This window comes from Lonsdalea britannica, from assembly GCF_946477055.1.
Classification (GTDB): domain Bacteria; phylum Pseudomonadota; class Gammaproteobacteria; order Enterobacterales; family Enterobacteriaceae; genus Lonsdalea; species Lonsdalea britannica_A.
Genome location: NZ_CAMKXG010000009.1, coordinates 13,664 through 29,847 on the forward strand (window position 1 = coordinate 13,664; position 16,184 = coordinate 29,847).

General features: G+C 54.7%; 15 protein-coding genes. All 15 read left to right on the forward strand.

The features are described from left to right. Nucleotides 1-236 precede the first annotated feature (236 nt). The 15 genes from sucA to cpoB all read left to right on the forward strand — a co-directional run bounded on the left by sucA (nucleotide 237) and on the right by cpoB (nucleotide 15,955). The gene (gene sucA, locus Q7O77_RS01620) at nucleotides 237-3,044 is read left to right on the forward strand and encodes a 2-oxoglutarate dehydrogenase E1 component (RefSeq protein ID WP_304162857.1); all 2,808 of its coding nucleotides are present in this window, start codon (nucleotides 237-239) and stop codon (nucleotides 3,042-3,044) included. 16 nt (nucleotides 3,045-3,060) lie between these two features. Continuing rightward, entirely contained in the window at nucleotides 3,061-4,296 is a 1,236-nt protein-coding gene (gene odhB, locus Q7O77_RS01625; protein ID WP_304162860.1) for a 2-oxoglutarate dehydrogenase complex dihydrolipoyllysine-residue succinyltransferase, read from the forward strand. Between the two features lie 106 nt (nucleotides 4,297-4,402). Beyond that, entirely contained in the window at nucleotides 4,403-5,569 is a 1,167-nt protein-coding gene (gene sucC / locus Q7O77_RS01630) for an ADP-forming succinate--CoA ligase subunit beta (RefSeq protein ID WP_304162863.1), read from the forward strand. Then, nucleotides 5,569-6,441: a succinate--CoA ligase subunit alpha gene (gene sucD, locus Q7O77_RS01635; RefSeq protein WP_304162865.1), complete on the forward strand. Its 873-nt coding sequence runs from the start codon at nucleotides 5,569-5,571 to the stop codon at nucleotides 6,439-6,441. Before sucC ends, sucD begins: the two co-directional genes overlap by 1 nt. Before the next feature lie 700 nt (nucleotides 6,442-7,141). Continuing rightward, nucleotides 7,142-8,710 (forward strand): cytochrome ubiquinol oxidase subunit I, encoded by a 1,569-nt coding sequence (cydA, locus tag Q7O77_RS01640; protein ID WP_304162868.1) that lies wholly within the window; start codon nucleotides 7,142-7,144, stop codon nucleotides 8,708-8,710. A 12-nt stretch (nucleotides 8,711-8,722) separates the two neighbouring features. Then, nucleotides 8,723-9,862, forward strand: a complete 1,140-nt coding sequence (gene cydB, locus Q7O77_RS01645) for a cytochrome d ubiquinol oxidase subunit II (protein ID WP_304162870.1) — start codon at nucleotides 8,723-8,725, stop codon at nucleotides 9,860-9,862. A gap of 16 nt (nucleotides 9,863-9,878) precedes the next feature. Then, nucleotides 9,879-9,992, forward strand: coding sequence for a cytochrome bd-I oxidase subunit CydX (cydX, locus tag Q7O77_RS01650; protein WP_304162873.1), 114 nt, complete (start codon nucleotides 9,879-9,881; stop codon nucleotides 9,990-9,992). Next, entirely contained in the window at nucleotides 9,992-10,285 is a 294-nt protein-coding gene (ybgE, locus tag Q7O77_RS01655) for a cyd operon protein YbgE (protein ID WP_304162875.1), read from the forward strand. The genes cydX and ybgE overlap by 1 nt, the downstream gene beginning before the upstream one ends. A gap of 140 nt (nucleotides 10,286-10,425) precedes the next feature. Next, nucleotides 10,426-10,830, forward strand: a complete 405-nt coding sequence (ybgC, locus tag Q7O77_RS01660) for a tol-pal system-associated acyl-CoA thioesterase (RefSeq protein WP_304162878.1) — start codon at nucleotides 10,426-10,428, stop codon at nucleotides 10,828-10,830. Continuing rightward, complete coding sequence (gene tolQ, locus Q7O77_RS01665; RefSeq protein ID WP_304162881.1) at nucleotides 10,827-11,513, forward strand: Tol-Pal system protein TolQ; 687 nt, start codon at nucleotides 10,827-10,829, stop codon at nucleotides 11,511-11,513. Before ybgC ends, tolQ begins: the two co-directional genes overlap by 4 nt. 12 nt (nucleotides 11,514-11,525) lie before the next feature. Beyond that, entirely contained in the window at nucleotides 11,526-11,951 is a 426-nt protein-coding gene (gene tolR, locus Q7O77_RS01670; protein ID WP_085652428.1) for a colicin uptake protein TolR, read from the forward strand. 56 nt (nucleotides 11,952-12,007) lie between these two features. Beyond that, nucleotides 12,008-13,192, forward strand: a complete 1,185-nt coding sequence (gene tolA, locus Q7O77_RS01675; protein WP_304162888.1) for a cell envelope integrity protein TolA — start codon at nucleotides 12,008-12,010, stop codon at nucleotides 13,190-13,192. A 135-nt stretch (nucleotides 13,193-13,327) separates the two neighbouring features. Continuing rightward, on the forward strand, nucleotides 13,328-14,617 hold the full coding sequence (tolB, locus tag Q7O77_RS01680; RefSeq protein ID WP_304162891.1) for a Tol-Pal system beta propeller repeat protein TolB: 1,290 nt from the start codon (nucleotides 13,328-13,330) through the stop codon (nucleotides 14,615-14,617). Between the two features lie 39 nt (nucleotides 14,618-14,656). Next, complete coding sequence (gene pal, locus Q7O77_RS01685; protein WP_085652425.1) at nucleotides 14,657-15,172, forward strand: peptidoglycan-associated lipoprotein Pal; 516 nt, start codon at nucleotides 14,657-14,659, stop codon at nucleotides 15,170-15,172. A 9-nt stretch (nucleotides 15,173-15,181) separates the two neighbouring features. Beyond that, entirely contained in the window at nucleotides 15,182-15,955 is a 774-nt protein-coding gene (gene cpoB, locus Q7O77_RS01690) for a cell division protein CpoB (RefSeq protein ID WP_085652424.1), read from the forward strand. Nucleotides 15,956-16,184 lie beyond the last annotated feature (229 nt).

The following is a 16,184-nucleotide window of genomic DNA, read 5'->3' on the forward strand; positions in this document are numbered from 1 at the left end:
GTATCGATGGGAGAGCCTCCGCCGTTGGACGGAGGTCATCGGGAGCGCAGTCCTACACCGCGTTCCGGCGTGATAGCTCCCTGTTTTAAGGTTCCTTTGGCGGGCGGTCTTTTCCTCGACATGCTCTCCGTCGACATGAAGAGTGAACCGTTTATCCGGCAATGCCGCTTTTACACGGCGCGACAAAAAATGTTAACCACGGCGAAAACTGAAGCATATCAGCTTAAGGGATCACAATGCAGAACGGTGCAATGAAGGCCTGGCTGGATTCCTCGTATCTGGCGGGGGCGAACCAGTCCTACATAGAGCAGCTCTATGAAGATTATTTAACCGATCCGGCCTCTATCGACACCAGTTGGCAAACGCTTTTCCAGCAAATGGTGGCGACGGGAGTCAAACCCGATCAACTGCACTCTCAAACCCGAGACTATTTTCGTCGTCTGGCGAAGGACAGCTCGCGGTATACCTCCTCTATTCACGATCCGGACAGCGATGCCAAGCAGGTCAAGGTGTTGCAGCTCATCAATGCGTTTCGCTTTCGCGGCCATCAGCATGCCAACCTCGACCCGCTGGATTTGTGGAAACAAGAAACCGTTCCCGACCTCGACCTTGCCTATCATCATCTGACCGAAGCGGACCTGGACGATACCTTTAACGTGGGATCGTTCGCTATCGGCAAAGAGACCATGAAGCTGCGGGATTTGTACGCGGCGTTGCGGCAGACTTACTGCGGCGCCATCGGCGCCGAGTATATGCATATCACCAACACGGAAGAGAAACGCTGGATTCAGCAGCGGATCGAATCCGTAGTCGGGCAGCCGTCGTTCAGCGTCGATGAGCGTAAGCGTTTTCTGAAAGAGTTGACGGCGGCGGAAGGGTTAGAGCGCTATCTGGGCGCGAAATTCCCCGGCGCCAAGCGCTTCTCTTTGGAAGGCGGGGACGCCCTTATCCCGATGCTCAAGGAAATCGTGCGTCATGCCGGGAAGAACGGGACGCGCGAAGTCGTGTTGGGGATGGCGCACCGGGGACGTCTGAATGTGCTGGTCAATGTTCTCGGCAAAAAGCCGCAGGATTTGTTCGACGAGTTTATCGGCAAGCACAAAGAGCACCTCGGTACGGGCGATGTGAAATATCATCAGGGCTTCTCTTCGGATGTGGATACCGAAGGCGGCAAGGTGCATCTGGCGCTGGCTTTTAACCCCTCGCATCTGGAAATCGTCAGCCCGGTCGTCATTGGCTCGGTGCGGGCGCGTCTGGATCGGCTGGATAACCCCAGCAGTGCGCTGGTGCTCCCGATCACCATTCACGGAGATGCCGCCATGACGGGTCAGGGCGTCGTGCAGGAAACGCTGAACATGTCCAAGGCCCGGGGTTATGACGTCGGCGGCACGATCCGCATCGTCATCAATAACCAGATCGGGTTTACGACCTCCAATCCGCACGATGCGCGCTCGACCGAATACTGTACTGATATCGGTAAAATGGTTCAGGCGCCGATTTTCCACGTCAATGCGGACGATCCCGAGGCCGTCGCATTCGTGACCCAGCTGGCGCTCGACTTCCGTAATACCTTTAAGCGCGACGTCTTCATTGACATGGTGTGTTACCGCCGCCACGGCCATAACGAGGCCGATGAGCCGAGCGCGACGCAGCCCCTGATGTATCACAAAATCAAAAAGCACCCGACGCCGCGTAAAATCTACGCTGACCGTCTGGAGCAGCAGAATTTGATCCATCTGGAAGACGCCACCGAAATGGTCAACCTGTACCGCGATGCGCTGGACGCTGGCGAATGCGTGGTGGAGGAGTGGCTGCCGATGGATATGCAGGCGATGGCCTGGATGCCGTATCTTAACCACGACTGGGACGAAGACTATCCGCATCAGGTTGAGATGAAGCGGCTGCAGGAACTCGCCCGCCGGATCAGCACCATTCCTACGGCGATCGAAATGCAGTCCCGGGTCGCCAAAATATACAACGACCGCGCCGAGATGGCGGAGGGCGGCAAGCCTTTCGACTGGGGCGGCGCCGAAACGCTGGCCTACGCCACGCTGGTGGATGAGGGCATTCCTATCCGGTTGTCGGGTGAGGACACCGGCCGCGGCACCTTCTTCCACCGTCACGCCGTCGTGCACAATCAAAAGAACGGGTCGACCTATACGCCGCTGTCGCATGTGCATAATGCACAGGGAGAGTTTAAGGTATGGGACTCGGTGCTGTCGGAAGAGGCGGTGCTGGCGTTCGAATACGGTTATGCCACGGCTGAACCGCGCACGCTGACCATCTGGGAAGCGCAGTTCGGTGATTTCGCTAACGGCGCTCAGGTGGTGATTGACCAGTTCATTAGCTCCGGCGAGCAGAAATGGGGGCGGATGTGCGGTCTGGTGATGCTGTTGCCGCACGGCTATGAAGGGCAGGGACCGGAACATTCATCGGCCCGTCTGGAACGCTATCTGCAGCTGTGCGCTGAACAGAATATGCAGGTCTGCATCCCGTCTACCCCGGCGCAGGTTTACCACATGCTGCGGCGTCAGGCGCTGCGTGGAATGCGACGTCCGCTGGTGGTGATGTCGCCGAAGTCACTGCTGCGCCATCCGCTGGCGACGTCGACGCTTGATGAGCTGGCCTCCGGTAAATTCCAGCCCGCGATTGGCGAGGCGGATGACATCGATCCTCGCGACGTGAAGCGCGTGGTGATGTGCGCAGGCAAGGTTTATTACGACCTGTTGGAAAAACGTCGCAAGAATGAGCAGAAAGATGTGGCGATTGTCCGCATCGAGCAGCTGTATCCCTTCCCTCAGCAGTATGTGCAGTCCGTGCTGGAACCGTACGCCCACGTTCTGGATTTCGTTTGGTGTCAGGAAGAGCCGCTGAATCAGGGCGCCTGGTATTGCAGCCAGCATCATCTGCGCGAGGCGATTCCGTTCGGCGCTTCCCTGCGTTATGCCGGCAGACCGGCATCCGCATCGCCCGCCGTGGGTTACATGTCCGTCCACCAAAAGCAGCAGCAAGATCTTGTTGATGACGCGCTGAACGTTAATTGAATCAAAAGGATAAATAATGAGTAGCGTAGATATTCTTGTCCCAGACCTGCCCGAATCGGTAGCCGATGCCACCGTGGCGACCTGGCGCAAGCAGCCGGGCGACAGCGTCCAGCGTGACGAAGTGCTGGTTGAGATTGAAACCGACAAGGTGGTGCTTGAAGTGCCTGCCTCCGAAGCCGGGATTCTGGATGCGGTACTGGAAGCGGAAGGGGCGACCGTCGTCTCACGCCAAATCCTTGGACGTCTGCGTCCTGAGGACAGCAGCGGCAAGGAGTCCAGCGAAAAACCGACGAACAAAGAGTCTACGCCAGCCCAGCGTTACACCGCCGGTCTGGAAGAGGAAAGCAACGACGTGCTGAGCCCGGCCATTCGCCGACTGATCGCCGAGCATGATTTAGACGCGTCGTCGATCGTCGGCAGCGGCGTGGGTGGACGCATCACCCGTGAAGATGTCGAAAAACAGCTTGCCCGACAGCGCGAGGCTGCCGCCATCGCCCCGGCGAGTGCGGACGTGACCGCCGCCGCTCCCACTTCTGATTCCTCTTTGGATCGACGCAGTGAAAAACGGGTGCCGATGACGCGCCTGCGGAAGCGGGTGGCTGAGCGCTTGCTGGAAGCGAAAAACAGCACCGCCATGCTGACGACGTTCAACGAAGTCAACATGAAACCCGTGATGGATCTGCGTAAGCAGTACGGCGAGGCATTTGAAAAACGGCACGGCGTACGCCTGGGCTTTATGTCGTTCTACATCAAGGCCGTGGTGGAAGCGCTCAAACGTTTCCCTGAAGTCAATGCGTCGCTGGACGGTGAAGATGTCGTGTATCACAACTACTTCGACGTCAGCATCGCCGTCTCGACGCCGCGCGGTCTGGTCACGCCAGTGCTCAAGGATGTCGATTTGTTGAGCATGGCGGATATTGAGAAAAAGATTAAGGAACTGGCAATTAAGGGCCGTGATGGCAAACTAACCGTGGATGAGTTGACGGGGGGAAACTTCACCATCACCAACGGCGGCGTGTTTGGTTCATTGATGTCGACACCGATCATCAATCCACCGCAAAGCGCGATTCTGGGGATGCACGCCATCAAGGATCGTCCGATGGCCGTTGAGGGTCAGGTGGTCATTTTGCCCATGATGTATTTGGCGCTTTCCTACGATCACCGGCTCATCGACGGCCGTGAATCAGTCAGTTTCCTGGTGACGATTAAAGACATGCTGGAAGATCCGGCGCGTCTGCTGCTGGACGTTTAAGGCAGGATAGGGCGGCCTGACGCCGCCCTTCGCCACCCAGGCCGTCTGTACACCGCCACTCATGAAATCGCGGATTTATCTTCAAATATAAAATGGATTGAACACCATGAATTTACACGAATATCAGGCAAAACAGCTCTTTGCTCGGTATGGCATACCGGCACCAGAGGGCTATGCCTGCAAGACGCCACGTGAGGCGGAAGAGGCTGCCGCGAAAATCGGCGCAGGCCCGTGGGTCGTTAAGTGCCAGGTGCATGCCGGGGGACGAGGCAAATCAGGCGGCGTTAAAGTCGTCAAAAGCAAAGATGAAATTCGCGCCTTCGCGGAAAACTGGTTGGGCAAGCCGCTGGTGACTTACCAGACTGACGCCCACGGTCAGCCGGTACAGCAGATTCTGGTTGAAGCCGCGACGGACATTGCCAGCGAACTGTATCTCGGGGCGGTCGTCGATCGCGGCAGTCGTCGCGTCGTGTTCATGGCGTCCACGGAAGGTGGCGTAGAAATTGAAAAAGTCGCGCAGGAAACGCCTCATCTTATCCACAAAACGGCGCTGGACCCTCTGACCGGACCGCTTCCGTATCAAGAGCGCGAGCTTGCATTCAAGCTGGGCCTCAGCGGCAAACAGGTTGCCCAGTTCACTAAAATCTTCATGGGGTTGGCCAAGCTGTTTCTGGAGCGCGATCTGGCGCTGGTTGAGATCAATCCGCTGGTCATCACCGGGCAGGGCGAGCTGCTGTGTCTGGATGGCAAACTGGCGGTGGACGGCAATGCGCTGTTCCGACAGCCTGAGCTGCGCGAAATGCATGACCCGAGTCAGGTCGATGAACGTGAGGAACACGCGGCGCAGTGGGAGCTGAACTATGTCGCGTTGGATGGCAACATCGGCTGCATGGTCAACGGTGCGGGTCTGGCGATGGGTACGATGGACATCGTGAAGCTGCACGGCGGCGCGCCAGCCAACTTTTTGGATGTCGGCGGCGGCGCGACCAAAGAGCGCGTGACAGAGGCCTTTAAAATCATTCTGTCAGACAGCAAGGTGAAAGCCGTGCTGGTCAACATTTTCGGCGGCATCGTACGCTGCGACCTGATCGCCGATGGCGTTATCGGCGCGGTGGCGGAAGTCGGTGTCAGCGTACCGGTGGTGGTGCGTCTGGAAGGTAACAATGCGGAGCTTGGAGCGCAGAAACTGGCGGAGAGCGGTCTGAATATCATTGCTGCAACCGGTCTGGCGGATGCGGCTCGGCAGGTGGTCGCTGCCGTGGAGGGAAAATAATGTCTATTCTGATCGATAAACACACCAAAGTGATCTGCCAGGGCTTCACCGGGAGTCAGGGAACGTTTCACTCCGAACAGGCGATAGCCTACGGCACGCAGATGGTTGGGGGAGTGACGCCGGGCAAGGGAGGCACTCAGCATCTTGGTCTGCCCGTGTTTAATACGGTACGCGACGCCGTTGCGGCTACGGGTGCGACGGCTTCGGTCATTTATGTTCCGGCTCCTTTCTGCAAAGATTCGATTCTGGAAGCGATTGATGCGGGTATCGAGCTGATTATCTGTATCACCGAAGGTATCCCGACGCTGGATATGCTGACGGTGAAGGCCAAGCTGGAGCAGACCGGGGCGAAAATGATCGGCCCGAACTGCCCGGGCGTGATTACGCCGGGTGAATGTAAGATCGGCATCATGCCCGGCCATATCCATCTACCGGGAAATGTCGGCATTGTTTCGCGTTCCGGTACGCTGACCTATGAAGCCGTCAAGCAGACGACGGACGTCGGCCTGGGCCAATCTACCTGCGTCGGCATCGGCGGCGACCCGATCCCCGGATCCAACTTCATTGATATTCTTAAGCTGTTTGAACAGGACCCGCTGACGAAAGCGATCGTGATGATCGGTGAAATCGGCGGAACGGCGGAAGAAGAGGCGGCGGCTTTCATCAAAGAACACGTCACCAAACCCGTCGTCGCCTACATTGCCGGCGTCACTGCGCCGAAAGGGAAGCGGATGGGCCATGCTGGCGCTATCATCGCCGGCGGAAAGGGAACGGCTGACGAGAAGTTCGCCGCGCTGGAAGCGGCTGGTGTTAAGACGGTACGCAGCCTGGCAGATATCGGTGAAGCAATAAAAAGCGTTATCGCCCGCTAACGTGACGAGACTGTCGTTGCATTAACACGACAACAGTCACACGCAGGAAAAGGCCATCTTCGGATGGCTTTTTTTTTATGTTTGAGCCTGACGAATATTTAATGGGAATAACACTCATTTGTAAAAATAACAGTGTGGCAACAACATAAACCAGTAAATATAAAAATAAGCAATCATAAAGAAACAAAAATGCAGCAAATACCCTGAATAATAAATCATCAAATATTAATTATTGAAACCTCGCAGTCACGTCAAATTAACAATCCACGCTCAATGAAAATGGAATGTGTCACGCTGTTAACGTTAGAGGCGAATATTGCGCCAGGTCAAAAAATACAGGGTGGATATCTTCGTCAAAATACGCTTAAATTGCGCCCGATCAATTATCTGTCAAAGGTATGTGATTGCGAAAAAAGGGGTTGAGTCAAAACTCCAACTGGCGTCACGTAAAAACCTATTTATTACAGGGGATTGTAGGCGTAATATACCGGTCACTCTGTTTTAGGTACGATATTGGTAATTTTCATAACCTTTCTTAGGCTTATTTTAATTAGACATATTGTCGTGGCGTGATTCGCGTCATGCGATGTTTAAGCCTGTGTTCAGCAATTTGTTGTGTTCTTTTAGGGTATTGCAGCCGTTGTTCAACGGATTGCCTCTACTGCGAGCGAAACCTTCCTGCGAGGAGCAAGGAGTCAAGATGTTTGATATAGTCGAACTGTCACGTTTACAGTTTGCCTTGACAGCAATGTACCATTTTCTGTTTGTGCCACTAACGCTGGGAATGGCGTTCCTGCTGGCAATCATGGAAACGGTCTACGTACTGTCTGGCAAACAAATTTATAAAGATATGACCAAGTTCTGGGGCAAGCTGTTTGCGATCAACTTCGCACTCGGCGTGGCTACCGGGCTGACCATGGAGTTCCAGTTCGGGACCAACTGGTCTTACTTCTCTCACTATGTCGGTGATATCTTCGGGGCTCCACTGGCTATCGAAGGTCTGATGGCGTTTTTCCTGGAGTCCACCTTCGTTGGGTTGTTCTTCTTCGGCTGGGATCGCCTGAGTAAAGTGCAGCATATGGCAGTGACCTGGCTGGTCGCTCTGGGTTCCAACTTCTCCGCGTTGTGGATTCTGATCGCCAACGGCTGGATGCAAAACCCTATCGCCTCCGACTTCAACTTCGAAACCATGCGCATGGAGATGGTGAGTTTTGCGACTCTGGTCTTCAACCCTGTTGCGCAGGTGAAATTCGTGCATACGGTTGCCGCCGGTTACTGTACGGGCGCGATGTTCATTCTGGGTATCAGCTCTTACTATCTGCTGAAAGGCCGCGATATCGCGTTCGCCAAGCGTTCATTCGCTATCGCTGCGAGCTTCGGCATGGCCTCCGTGCTTTCCGTTATCGTGCTGGGTGACGAATCCGGTTACGAAATGGGCGACGTTCAGAAAACCAAGCTGGCAGCAATTGAAGCCGAATGGGAAACACAGCCCGCTCCGGCCGCGTTCACCCTGTTCGGTCTGCCGGATCAGGAAGCCAGAGAGAACAAATACGCGATTCAGGTTCCTTATGTTCTGGGTCTGATCGCGACGCGTTCCACGGATAAAACCGTGACCGGGCTGAAAGAGTTGATGGAGCAGCACGAAGTGCGCATCCGTAACGGGATGAACGCCTATCATCTGCTCGAGCAGCTGCGTGCGGGCAACACTGACCCTGCGGTTCGCGAAGCCTTTAACGCCAGCAAGCAGGATCTTGGATACGGCATGCTGCTGAAACGTTATACGCCGCAGGTTTCCGATGCGTCCGAAGCGCAGATCCAACTGGCGGTGAAAGACTCTATTCCTCACGTCGCGCCGCTGTACTTCTCGTTCCGCATCATGGTGGCCTGTGGGATTCTGATGCTGATCATCATTGGTCTTTCTTTCTGGACCGTGCTGCGCAACAAGATTGGTCAGCGTAAATGGCTGCATCGTGCCGCGCTGTACGGCATTCCGTTGCCGTGGATCGCCGTGGAAGCGGGATGGTTTGTCGCAGAATATGGTCGTCAGCCTTGGGCGATTGGCGAAGTGTTGCCGACCTCTGTCGCCAACTCATCGCTGACAGCAGGCGATCTGCTGTTCTCCATGGGATTGATTTGCGGTCTGTACACGCTGTTCCTCGTCGCGGAAATGTACCTGATGTTCAAGTATGCGCGTCTGGGTCCAAGCAGCCTGAAAACGGGCGCATATCACTTTGAACAGCCGACCACCGCTGCGCCGGAAGCACGGTAACAGGAGTCCACTATGTTTGAGTATGAAGTACTGCGTTTTATCTGGTGGGCGCTTATCGGCGTACTGCTGATTGGTTTCGCCATCACTGATGGCTTCGATATGGGTGTGGGGATGTTGGTCCGCCTCATGGGCCGCAGCGACGTTGAACGTCGTGTGATGATTAACTCCATCGCGCCTCACTGGGACGGCAACCAGGTCTGGCTGATCACGGCGGGGGGCGCGCTGTTTGCCGCCTGGCCGATGGTCTACGCCGCCGCGTTCTCCGGCTTCTATGTCGCCATGATCCTGGTGCTGGCATCGTTATTCTTCCGTCCGGTGGGCTTTGACTACCGTTCTAAGATTGAAGACGCTCGCTGGCGCAACATGTGGGACTGGGGCATCTTCATCGGTAGCTTCGTGCCGCCTCTCGTCATCGGCGTTGCGTTCGGCAACCTGCTGCAGGGCGTTCCGTTCCACATCGACGCCTATCTGCGCCTGTACTACACCGGTAACTTCTTCCAGCTGCTGAACCCGTTTGGCCTGCTGGCGGGCGTGGTCAGCGTGAGCATGATTCTGGCTCAGGGCGCGACTTACCTGATGATGCGTACCAACGGCGAACTGCACCTGCGTGCTAAAGGCGTAGCGCAACTGGCGTCGCTGGTTCTGTTCATTACGTTTGCCCTGGCCGGTGTCTGGGTGGTTTACGGTATCGACGGCTACACCGTGACGTCGGTGATCAATACGGCTGCGGAATCCAACCCGTTGCGTAAAGAAGTGGTCCATCAGGCGGGCGCCTGGTTAGTCAACTTCAACCACTATCCTGTCCTGTGGGCTGTTCCGTTGTTGGGTGTAGTGTTCCCGCTGTTTACGGTGCTGATGGCACGCGTGGAAAAAGGCGCGCTGGCGTTCCTGTTCTCCTCGCTGAGCATTGCCTGCGTTATCCTGACGGCCGGTATCACGATGTTCCCGTTTGTTATGCCGTCAATCACGATGCCGAACGTCAGCCTGACCATGTGGGATGCCACATCCAGTCTGCTGACGCTGAAAGTCATGACCTGCGTGGCGATCGTCTTTGTCCCGATCATTCTGTGCTACACCACCTGGTGCTACTACAAAATGTTCGGTCGCATCACCAAAGAGCATGTCGAGCAGAACTCGCATTCCCTGTACTAAGTAAGGAGCTTATTTTATGTGGTATTTTGCCTGGATACTCGGAACGCTTCTTGCCTGTTCGCTGGGCGTGATCACCGCGTTGGCGATCGAGCACATTGAAGATGACAAAGCGGGTAAAGACGACGCGTGATGAGTCAATTTATCCATCGTCTCTATAGCATCATGGACAAGGGCCCGTTACGGGCCCTTTCCCTGATCATGGCCCTGCTATTAGCGGGATGCGTTTTTTGGGATCCGTCGCGCTTTGCGGCGAAAACCAGCACGATGGCCGTTTGGCAGGCGTTTGTCCTGATGTGGGCGGTCTGTGCGGGCGTGATTCACGGGACCGGATTTAGACCTCAGCGACTGCGCTGGAAGGCCTTTTTCTCACCTTTGCCTGCGGCGATCATTTTGGCCGCCGGCCTGTACTATTTCTTCCGGTAATCTTCGCGCTCAATCCCTTGTCATGTGGGCCGTTTCTGGCTCACATTTATTTACCAGCCTGTACATTCTCCCCATTCCAAACCACAATTCTCTTGCGTATAGTAGCCTGAGTTTTATTGCATGCATTGCTGGGATATAAAGTGAGTAATGAAGTGTTCTGCTGGCCGGTTCGCATCTATTATGAAGATACCGATGCAGGCGGTGTTGTTTATTACGCGCGCTATGCCGCGTTTTATGAAAGAGCTCGCACGGAAATGCTGCGTGCGCATGGTATTCATCAACAACAGCTGATGGAGCAAAGCCTCTCCTTCGTCGTTCGCAAGATGACAGTAGAGTACTTCTCTCCGGCGCGCCTTGACGATTTGCTGGAAGTTCAGAGCGAGATTGTTTCGCTTCGCCGGGCGTCAATGACGTTTGCGCAGCGCATTCTCAATCCCCAAGGCGAAGTGATGAGCCAGGCTGAAGTTTTGATCGCATGCATCGACCCACATCAAATGAAGCCGATTGCGCTTCCTAAGTCTTTTGTCGCGGAGTTTAAGCAGTGACTGACATGAATATTCTTGATCTGTTTCTGAAGGCTAGCCTTCTGGTGAAACTCATCATGCTGGTTTTAATCGGTTTTTCTATTGCGTCCTGGGCGATAATCATACAGCGTACCCGTATCCTCAACGCGGCAACGCGGGATGCCGAAGCGTTCGAAGACAAATTCTGGTCGGGTATCGAACTTTCCCGCCTGTATCAGGAAAGTCAGACGCGGCGCGAAACCCTGGCTGGAACCGAGCAGATTTTCTATGCCGGATTCAAGGAGTTCGCCCGGCTGCATCGCGCCAACCATCATGCGCCCGAAGCGGCGGTTGAAGGCTCCTCGCGGGCAATGCGTATCTCGATGAATCGCGAGCTAGAAACGCTGGAAACCCATATTCCTTTTCTTGGAACCGTCGGTTCTATTAGCCCTTACATCGGCCTGTTCGGTACGGTGTGGGGGATCATGCATGCCTTTATCGCGCTAGGTGCCGTTAAGCAGGCGACGTTGCAGATGGTCGCGCCGGGGATCGCCGAAGCGCTGATTGCTACGGCTATCGGCCTGTTTGCCGCGATTCCTGCCGTCATGGCCTACAACCGCCTCAATCAACGCGTCAACAAGCTGGAACAGAACTACGATAACTTCACGGAAGAGTTTGTTGCCATCCTGCATCGTCAGGCATTCTCCAACGATAGCAACCGTTAATCAGGAGGGAGCATGGCACGTGTACGTCGAGGTCGTCGGGAGCTGAAGTCCGAGATCAATATCGTCCCCTTACTGGATGTGCTGTTGGTGCTGCTGCTGATTTTCATGGCGACAGCGCCGATCATCACGCAAAGCGTTGAGGTTGATCTGCCGGATGCCACGGATTCCAAAACCGTTTCCAGCGATGATAATCCGCCCGTGATTGTCGAGGTTTCCGGTATCGGCCGATATAGCCTGGTGGTCGATCATAATCGTATGGAGCAACTGCCGGCAGAGCAGGTGGTGGCTGAAGCGCAGTCTCGGCTTAGCGCCAATCCGAAAACGGTGTTCCTGATCGGCGGCGCGAAAGAAGTCCCGTACGATGAAATCATTAAAGCACTTAATTTACTCCACCAGGCCGGCGTGAAATCCGTGGGTCTGATGACGCAACCGATTTGAGCCGGTAAACAGAGTATGAGTGATCTATTTGGCCACACTGTATTTGGGAATGACTTGTGCTAAAGGGAAACGGACAAAACGATAAGCTAAAACGGGCTTTGATTATCTCGGCCGTTTTGCACGTCATTTTGATTGCGCTGCTGGTTATAAGCTCCTTGCACCAGTCAATGGACGCCAGCAATGGCGGCGGAGGCGGGTCGGCTATCGATGCCGTGATGGTTGATCCCGGTGCCGTTGCCGAACAGTACAACCGTCAGCAGCAGCAACAAAGCGACGCGCAGCGCGCTGCGCAGTTGCGTCAGAAGCAAGCCGACCAGCAGGCCAAAGAACTACAGGAAAAACAGGCCGCGGAGCAACAGCGTCTGAAAGAGCTGGAAAAAGAGCGGTTGCAGGCGCAGGAAGAAGCCAAAAATCAGGCGCAAGCGCAAGAACAGCAGCGTAAGCAGGCTGAAGAAGCGGCGCAACAGGCGAAAGAACAGCAGAAACAAGCTGAAGCAGCGGCGGCGAAAGCCAAAGCTGACGCCGAGCAACAGGCTAAAGCCGCCGCTGAAACCAAAGCCAAAGCGGAAGCGGAACAGCAGGCCAAAGCTGCCGCGGCTAAAAAGCAGGCGGAAGAGGAAGCTAAGAAACAGGCTGCCGCAGACGCGAAGAAAAAGGCTGAACAGGAAGCGAAGGCTAAAGCAGCAGAAGTGGCTAAAGAGAAAGCTGAAGCGGACGCCAAGGCAAAAGCCGCTGCTGACGCTAAAGCCAAGGCCGCCGCCGATGCCGCGAAGAAAGCGGAAGCTGCGGCAGCCAAAAAAGCCGCTGACGACAAGAAAAAGGCCGCTGCGGCTGAAGCCGCCAAGCAGGATAGCGAAGTGGACGATCTGCTCGGTGGGCTGTCGGCGGATAAAAATGCGCCTAAATCAGGCTCTGCCGCGAGTAGCGGTGGTGCCGCTGGCGTTGGCAAGAATAAGAAAAGCGGGGCGTCCGGGGCTGCGTTGGATAGCTATGGCAGTCAGATTAGAACCGCGATTCAGAGTAAGTTTTACGATTGGGAATCCTATAAAGGTCGGACGTGTACGCTACGCGTCAAACTGGCGCCGGATGGTCTGCTAATCGATGTCACTACCGAAGGCGGCGATCCTGCCCTGTGTCAGGCGGCTATCGCTGCTGCCAAGCAGGCCAGGATCCCCAAACCGCCGAGCAGTGAAGTCTATGAAGCATTCAAGAATGCCCCGATAGACTTTAAGCCGCAATAAAGCAGTCTAGGGTCGGGAAGGGATTTAAGATTATGACTATGGCCGACAGACCAGATAATCGTGTTTTGTTGACATTGGTTTTGTTCACATTCTGCTAATTTATCGCAGGTTAAGCGCCTGGATAAGGGAGATGAAATGAAGCAGGCATTTAAAGTTGCATTAGGTTTTTTGATGCTGTGGGCGGCAGTACTGCATGCGGAAGTCCGCATCGAAATCACCCAAGGGGTCGATTCCGCTCGTCCTATCGCCGTTGTGCCGTTCAAATGGGCTGGACCTGGCGCTGCGCCGGAAGAAGTTGCTGGGATCGTTGGTGCGGACTTACGCAATAGCGGCAAGTTTAACCCGATTGATCCTGCACGTATGCCGCAACAACCGGGTAGTGCTGCGGAAGTGACCCCTGCCGCTTGGACGGCATTGGGCATTGACGCCGTCGTTATCGGCCAGGTGCAGCCGAGCGCCGATGGCTACGTTATTTCTTACCAACTGGTGGATACGTCCGGCAACCCGGGTAGCGTCCTGGCGCAGAATCAGTTCAAGGTCACCAAGGATTGGCTGCGTTTTGCGGCGCATACCGCTAGCGATGAAGTTTTTGAAAAGCTGACTGGTATTAAAGGCGCATTCCGTACGCGTATCGCCTATGTGGTTCAAACCAACGGCGGCCAGTATCCATACGAACTGCGGGTAGCGGATTATGACGGTTACAATCAGCGTCCTGTGCATCGCTCGCCTCAGCCGTTGATGTCACCAACATGGTCTGCCGACGGCAATAAACTGGCCTACGTGACCTTCGAAAGCGGCCGTTCTGCGCTGGTCGTACAGACGCTGGCGAATGGTGCCATCAAACAGGTGGCCTCGTTCCCACGTCATAACGGCGCGCCGTCCTTCTCTCCTGACGGCAGCAAACTGGCGTTTGCTCTGTCCAAGAGCGGAAGCCTGAACCTGTACGTGATGAATCTGGGCTCTGGACAGATTTCTCAGATCACCGACGGACGTAGCAACAACACGGAGCCGACTTGGTTCCCGGATAGCCAGACACTGGCCTATACTTCCGATCAGGCGGGACGTCCGCAGGTGTATAAAATTAATGTCAACGGCGGTGCGCCTCAGCGCCTGACCTGGGAAGGTGCCCAGAATCAGGACGCGGATGTTAGCAGCGACGGTAAATTTCTGGTGATGGTGAGCTCCAACAGCGGAGTGCAGCATATCGCCAAACAGGATCTGGTAACGGGGGCCGTTCAAGTATTGACGGACACGTTCCTGGACGAAACGCCAAGCGTTGCGCCTAACGGCACCATGGTAATCTACAGTTCCAAACAGGGGATGGGATCCGTGCTGCAGCTGGTTTCGACTGATGGTCGTTTCAAAGCGCGTCTTCCGGCAACTGATGGTCAGGTAAAATTCCCTGCCTGGTCGCCGTATCTCTAAATGCAAATAGCTATGATAACCTTTTGAAAGGACATAAAAATGCAATTCAATAAAGTGCTGAAAGGCCTGATGTTGGCTCTGCCGGTGCTGGCTGTTGCCGCGTGTAGCTCTAACAAACATGCTAACAACGACCAATCTTCTGAGAATGGCGTCGGCGTTGGCAGTGGTATGGAAAACGGCGGCAACATGTCATCCTCTGAGCAGGCTCGCCTGCAGATGCAGGAACTGCAACGCAACAACATCGTTTACTTCGATCTGGACAAATATGACATCCGTTCAGATTTCGCCCAGATGCTGGATTCCCATGCCGCATTCCTGCGCAGCAACCCGTCTTACAAAGTGACCATCGAAGGTCATGCGGATGAACGTGGTACGCCGGAATACAACATTGCACTGGGTGAACGTCGTGCGAATGCCGTGCAGATGTATCTGCAGGGTAAAGGGGTTTCTTCTGACCAGATCTCTATCGTTTCTTACGGTAAAGAAAAACCTGCGGTTCTGGGTCATGACGAAGCTGCTTACTCTAAAAACCGTCGTGCCGTTCTGGTCTACTAAGAGTATTGCATGAACAGTAACTTCAGACCTTACCTTCTAAGTCTGTCGTTACTGGTTGGCGTAGCGGCCCCCTGGGTCGCTACCGCCCAAGCGCCAATCAGTAATGCCGGCTCAGGCTCGGTGGAAGATCGAGTCACTCAACTGGAGCGAATCTCAAACGCTCACAGCCAGCTTTTAACCCAACTTCAGCAACAGCTCTCCGATAACCAGCGTGATATCGACAGCCTGCGTGGTCAGATTCAGGAAAGTCAGTATCAGCTCAATCAAGTCGTAGAGCGTCAGAAACAGATCTACCAGCAAATAGATAGCCTGAGCTCTCAGGGCGCGCAGACGCCTGCTCCTGAGGCCTCAGACGCTAGCAATCCCCCTGCGGCGAGTAACGCTGCTCCGACCGCGCCTGCCAGCACGGGAGACGCGAATAGCGATTACAACGCCGCCGTGGCGCTGGTGCTCGAAAAAAAGCAGTATGATCAGGCTATTGTTGCGTTGCAAAACTTCGTCAAGAAATATCCTGATTCCACTTATCAGCCCAATGCCAACTATTGGCTGGGACAGTTGAACTACAACAAGGGTAAGAAAGACGATGCGGCTTACTATTTCGCCAATGTCGTAAAAAACTACCCGAAATCTCCTAAAGCCTCTGAAGCCTTGTATAAGGTTGGAGTGATCATGCAGGAGAAAGGCCAGACTGATAAAGCCCAAGCGGTGTATCGTCAGGTGGTCAAAATGTATCCCAATACAGAAAGTGCCAAACTGGCGCAAAAATCCTTGTCCCACTCTTAATTTCTACGATAAGGCGCAAAACTTGCTCTAAAGGAGCGGGTTTTGCGCCTATTTGTTTGAGTTGTAAGCAGTTAAACGTTTTTTTTATAAAATAGGTTGCTTGGAAAAATTATCACAGTAATATATGCCGCCGTTGCCAAGGCGATAGTGAATCGCTGAAGTGATGTGGAAATTGGGTCGTTAGCTCAGTTGGTAGAGCAGTTGACTTTTAATCAATTGGTCGCAGGTT

What these genes read in the sequence shown, in the direction of transcription:
- pal (WP_085652425.1), top strand. Translation starts at nt 14,657, where the DNA reads ATGCAATTCAATAAAGTGCTGAAAGGCCTGATGTTGGCTCTGCCGGTG.
- tolB (WP_304162891.1), top strand. Translation starts at nt 13,328, where the DNA reads ATGAAGCAGGCATTTAAAGTTGCATTAGGTTTTTTGATGCTGTGGGCG.
- cpoB (WP_085652424.1), top strand. Translation starts at nt 15,182, where the DNA reads ATGAACAGTAACTTCAGACCTTACCTTCTAAGTCTGTCGTTACTGGTT.
- odhB (WP_304162860.1), top strand. Translation starts at nt 3,061, where the DNA reads ATGAGTAGCGTAGATATTCTTGTCCCAGACCTGCCCGAATCGGTAGCC.
- ybgE (WP_304162875.1), top strand. Translation starts at nt 9,992, where the DNA reads ATGAGTCAATTTATCCATCGTCTCTATAGCATCATGGACAAGGGCCCG.
- sucC (WP_304162863.1), top strand. Translation starts at nt 4,403, where the DNA reads ATGAATTTACACGAATATCAGGCAAAACAGCTCTTTGCTCGGTATGGC.
- cydB (WP_304162870.1), top strand. Translation starts at nt 8,723, where the DNA reads ATGTTTGAGTATGAAGTACTGCGTTTTATCTGGTGGGCGCTTATCGGC.
- tolR (WP_085652428.1), top strand. Translation starts at nt 11,526, where the DNA reads ATGGCACGTGTACGTCGAGGTCGTCGGGAGCTGAAGTCCGAGATCAAT.
- sucD (WP_304162865.1), top strand. Translation starts at nt 5,569, where the DNA reads ATGTCTATTCTGATCGATAAACACACCAAAGTGATCTGCCAGGGCTTC.
- cydA (WP_304162868.1), top strand. Translation starts at nt 7,142, where the DNA reads ATGTTTGATATAGTCGAACTGTCACGTTTACAGTTTGCCTTGACAGCA.
- cydX (WP_304162873.1), top strand. Translation starts at nt 9,879, where the DNA reads ATGTGGTATTTTGCCTGGATACTCGGAACGCTTCTTGCCTGTTCGCTG.
- sucA (WP_304162857.1), top strand. Translation starts at nt 237, where the DNA reads ATGCAGAACGGTGCAATGAAGGCCTGGCTGGATTCCTCGTATCTGGCG.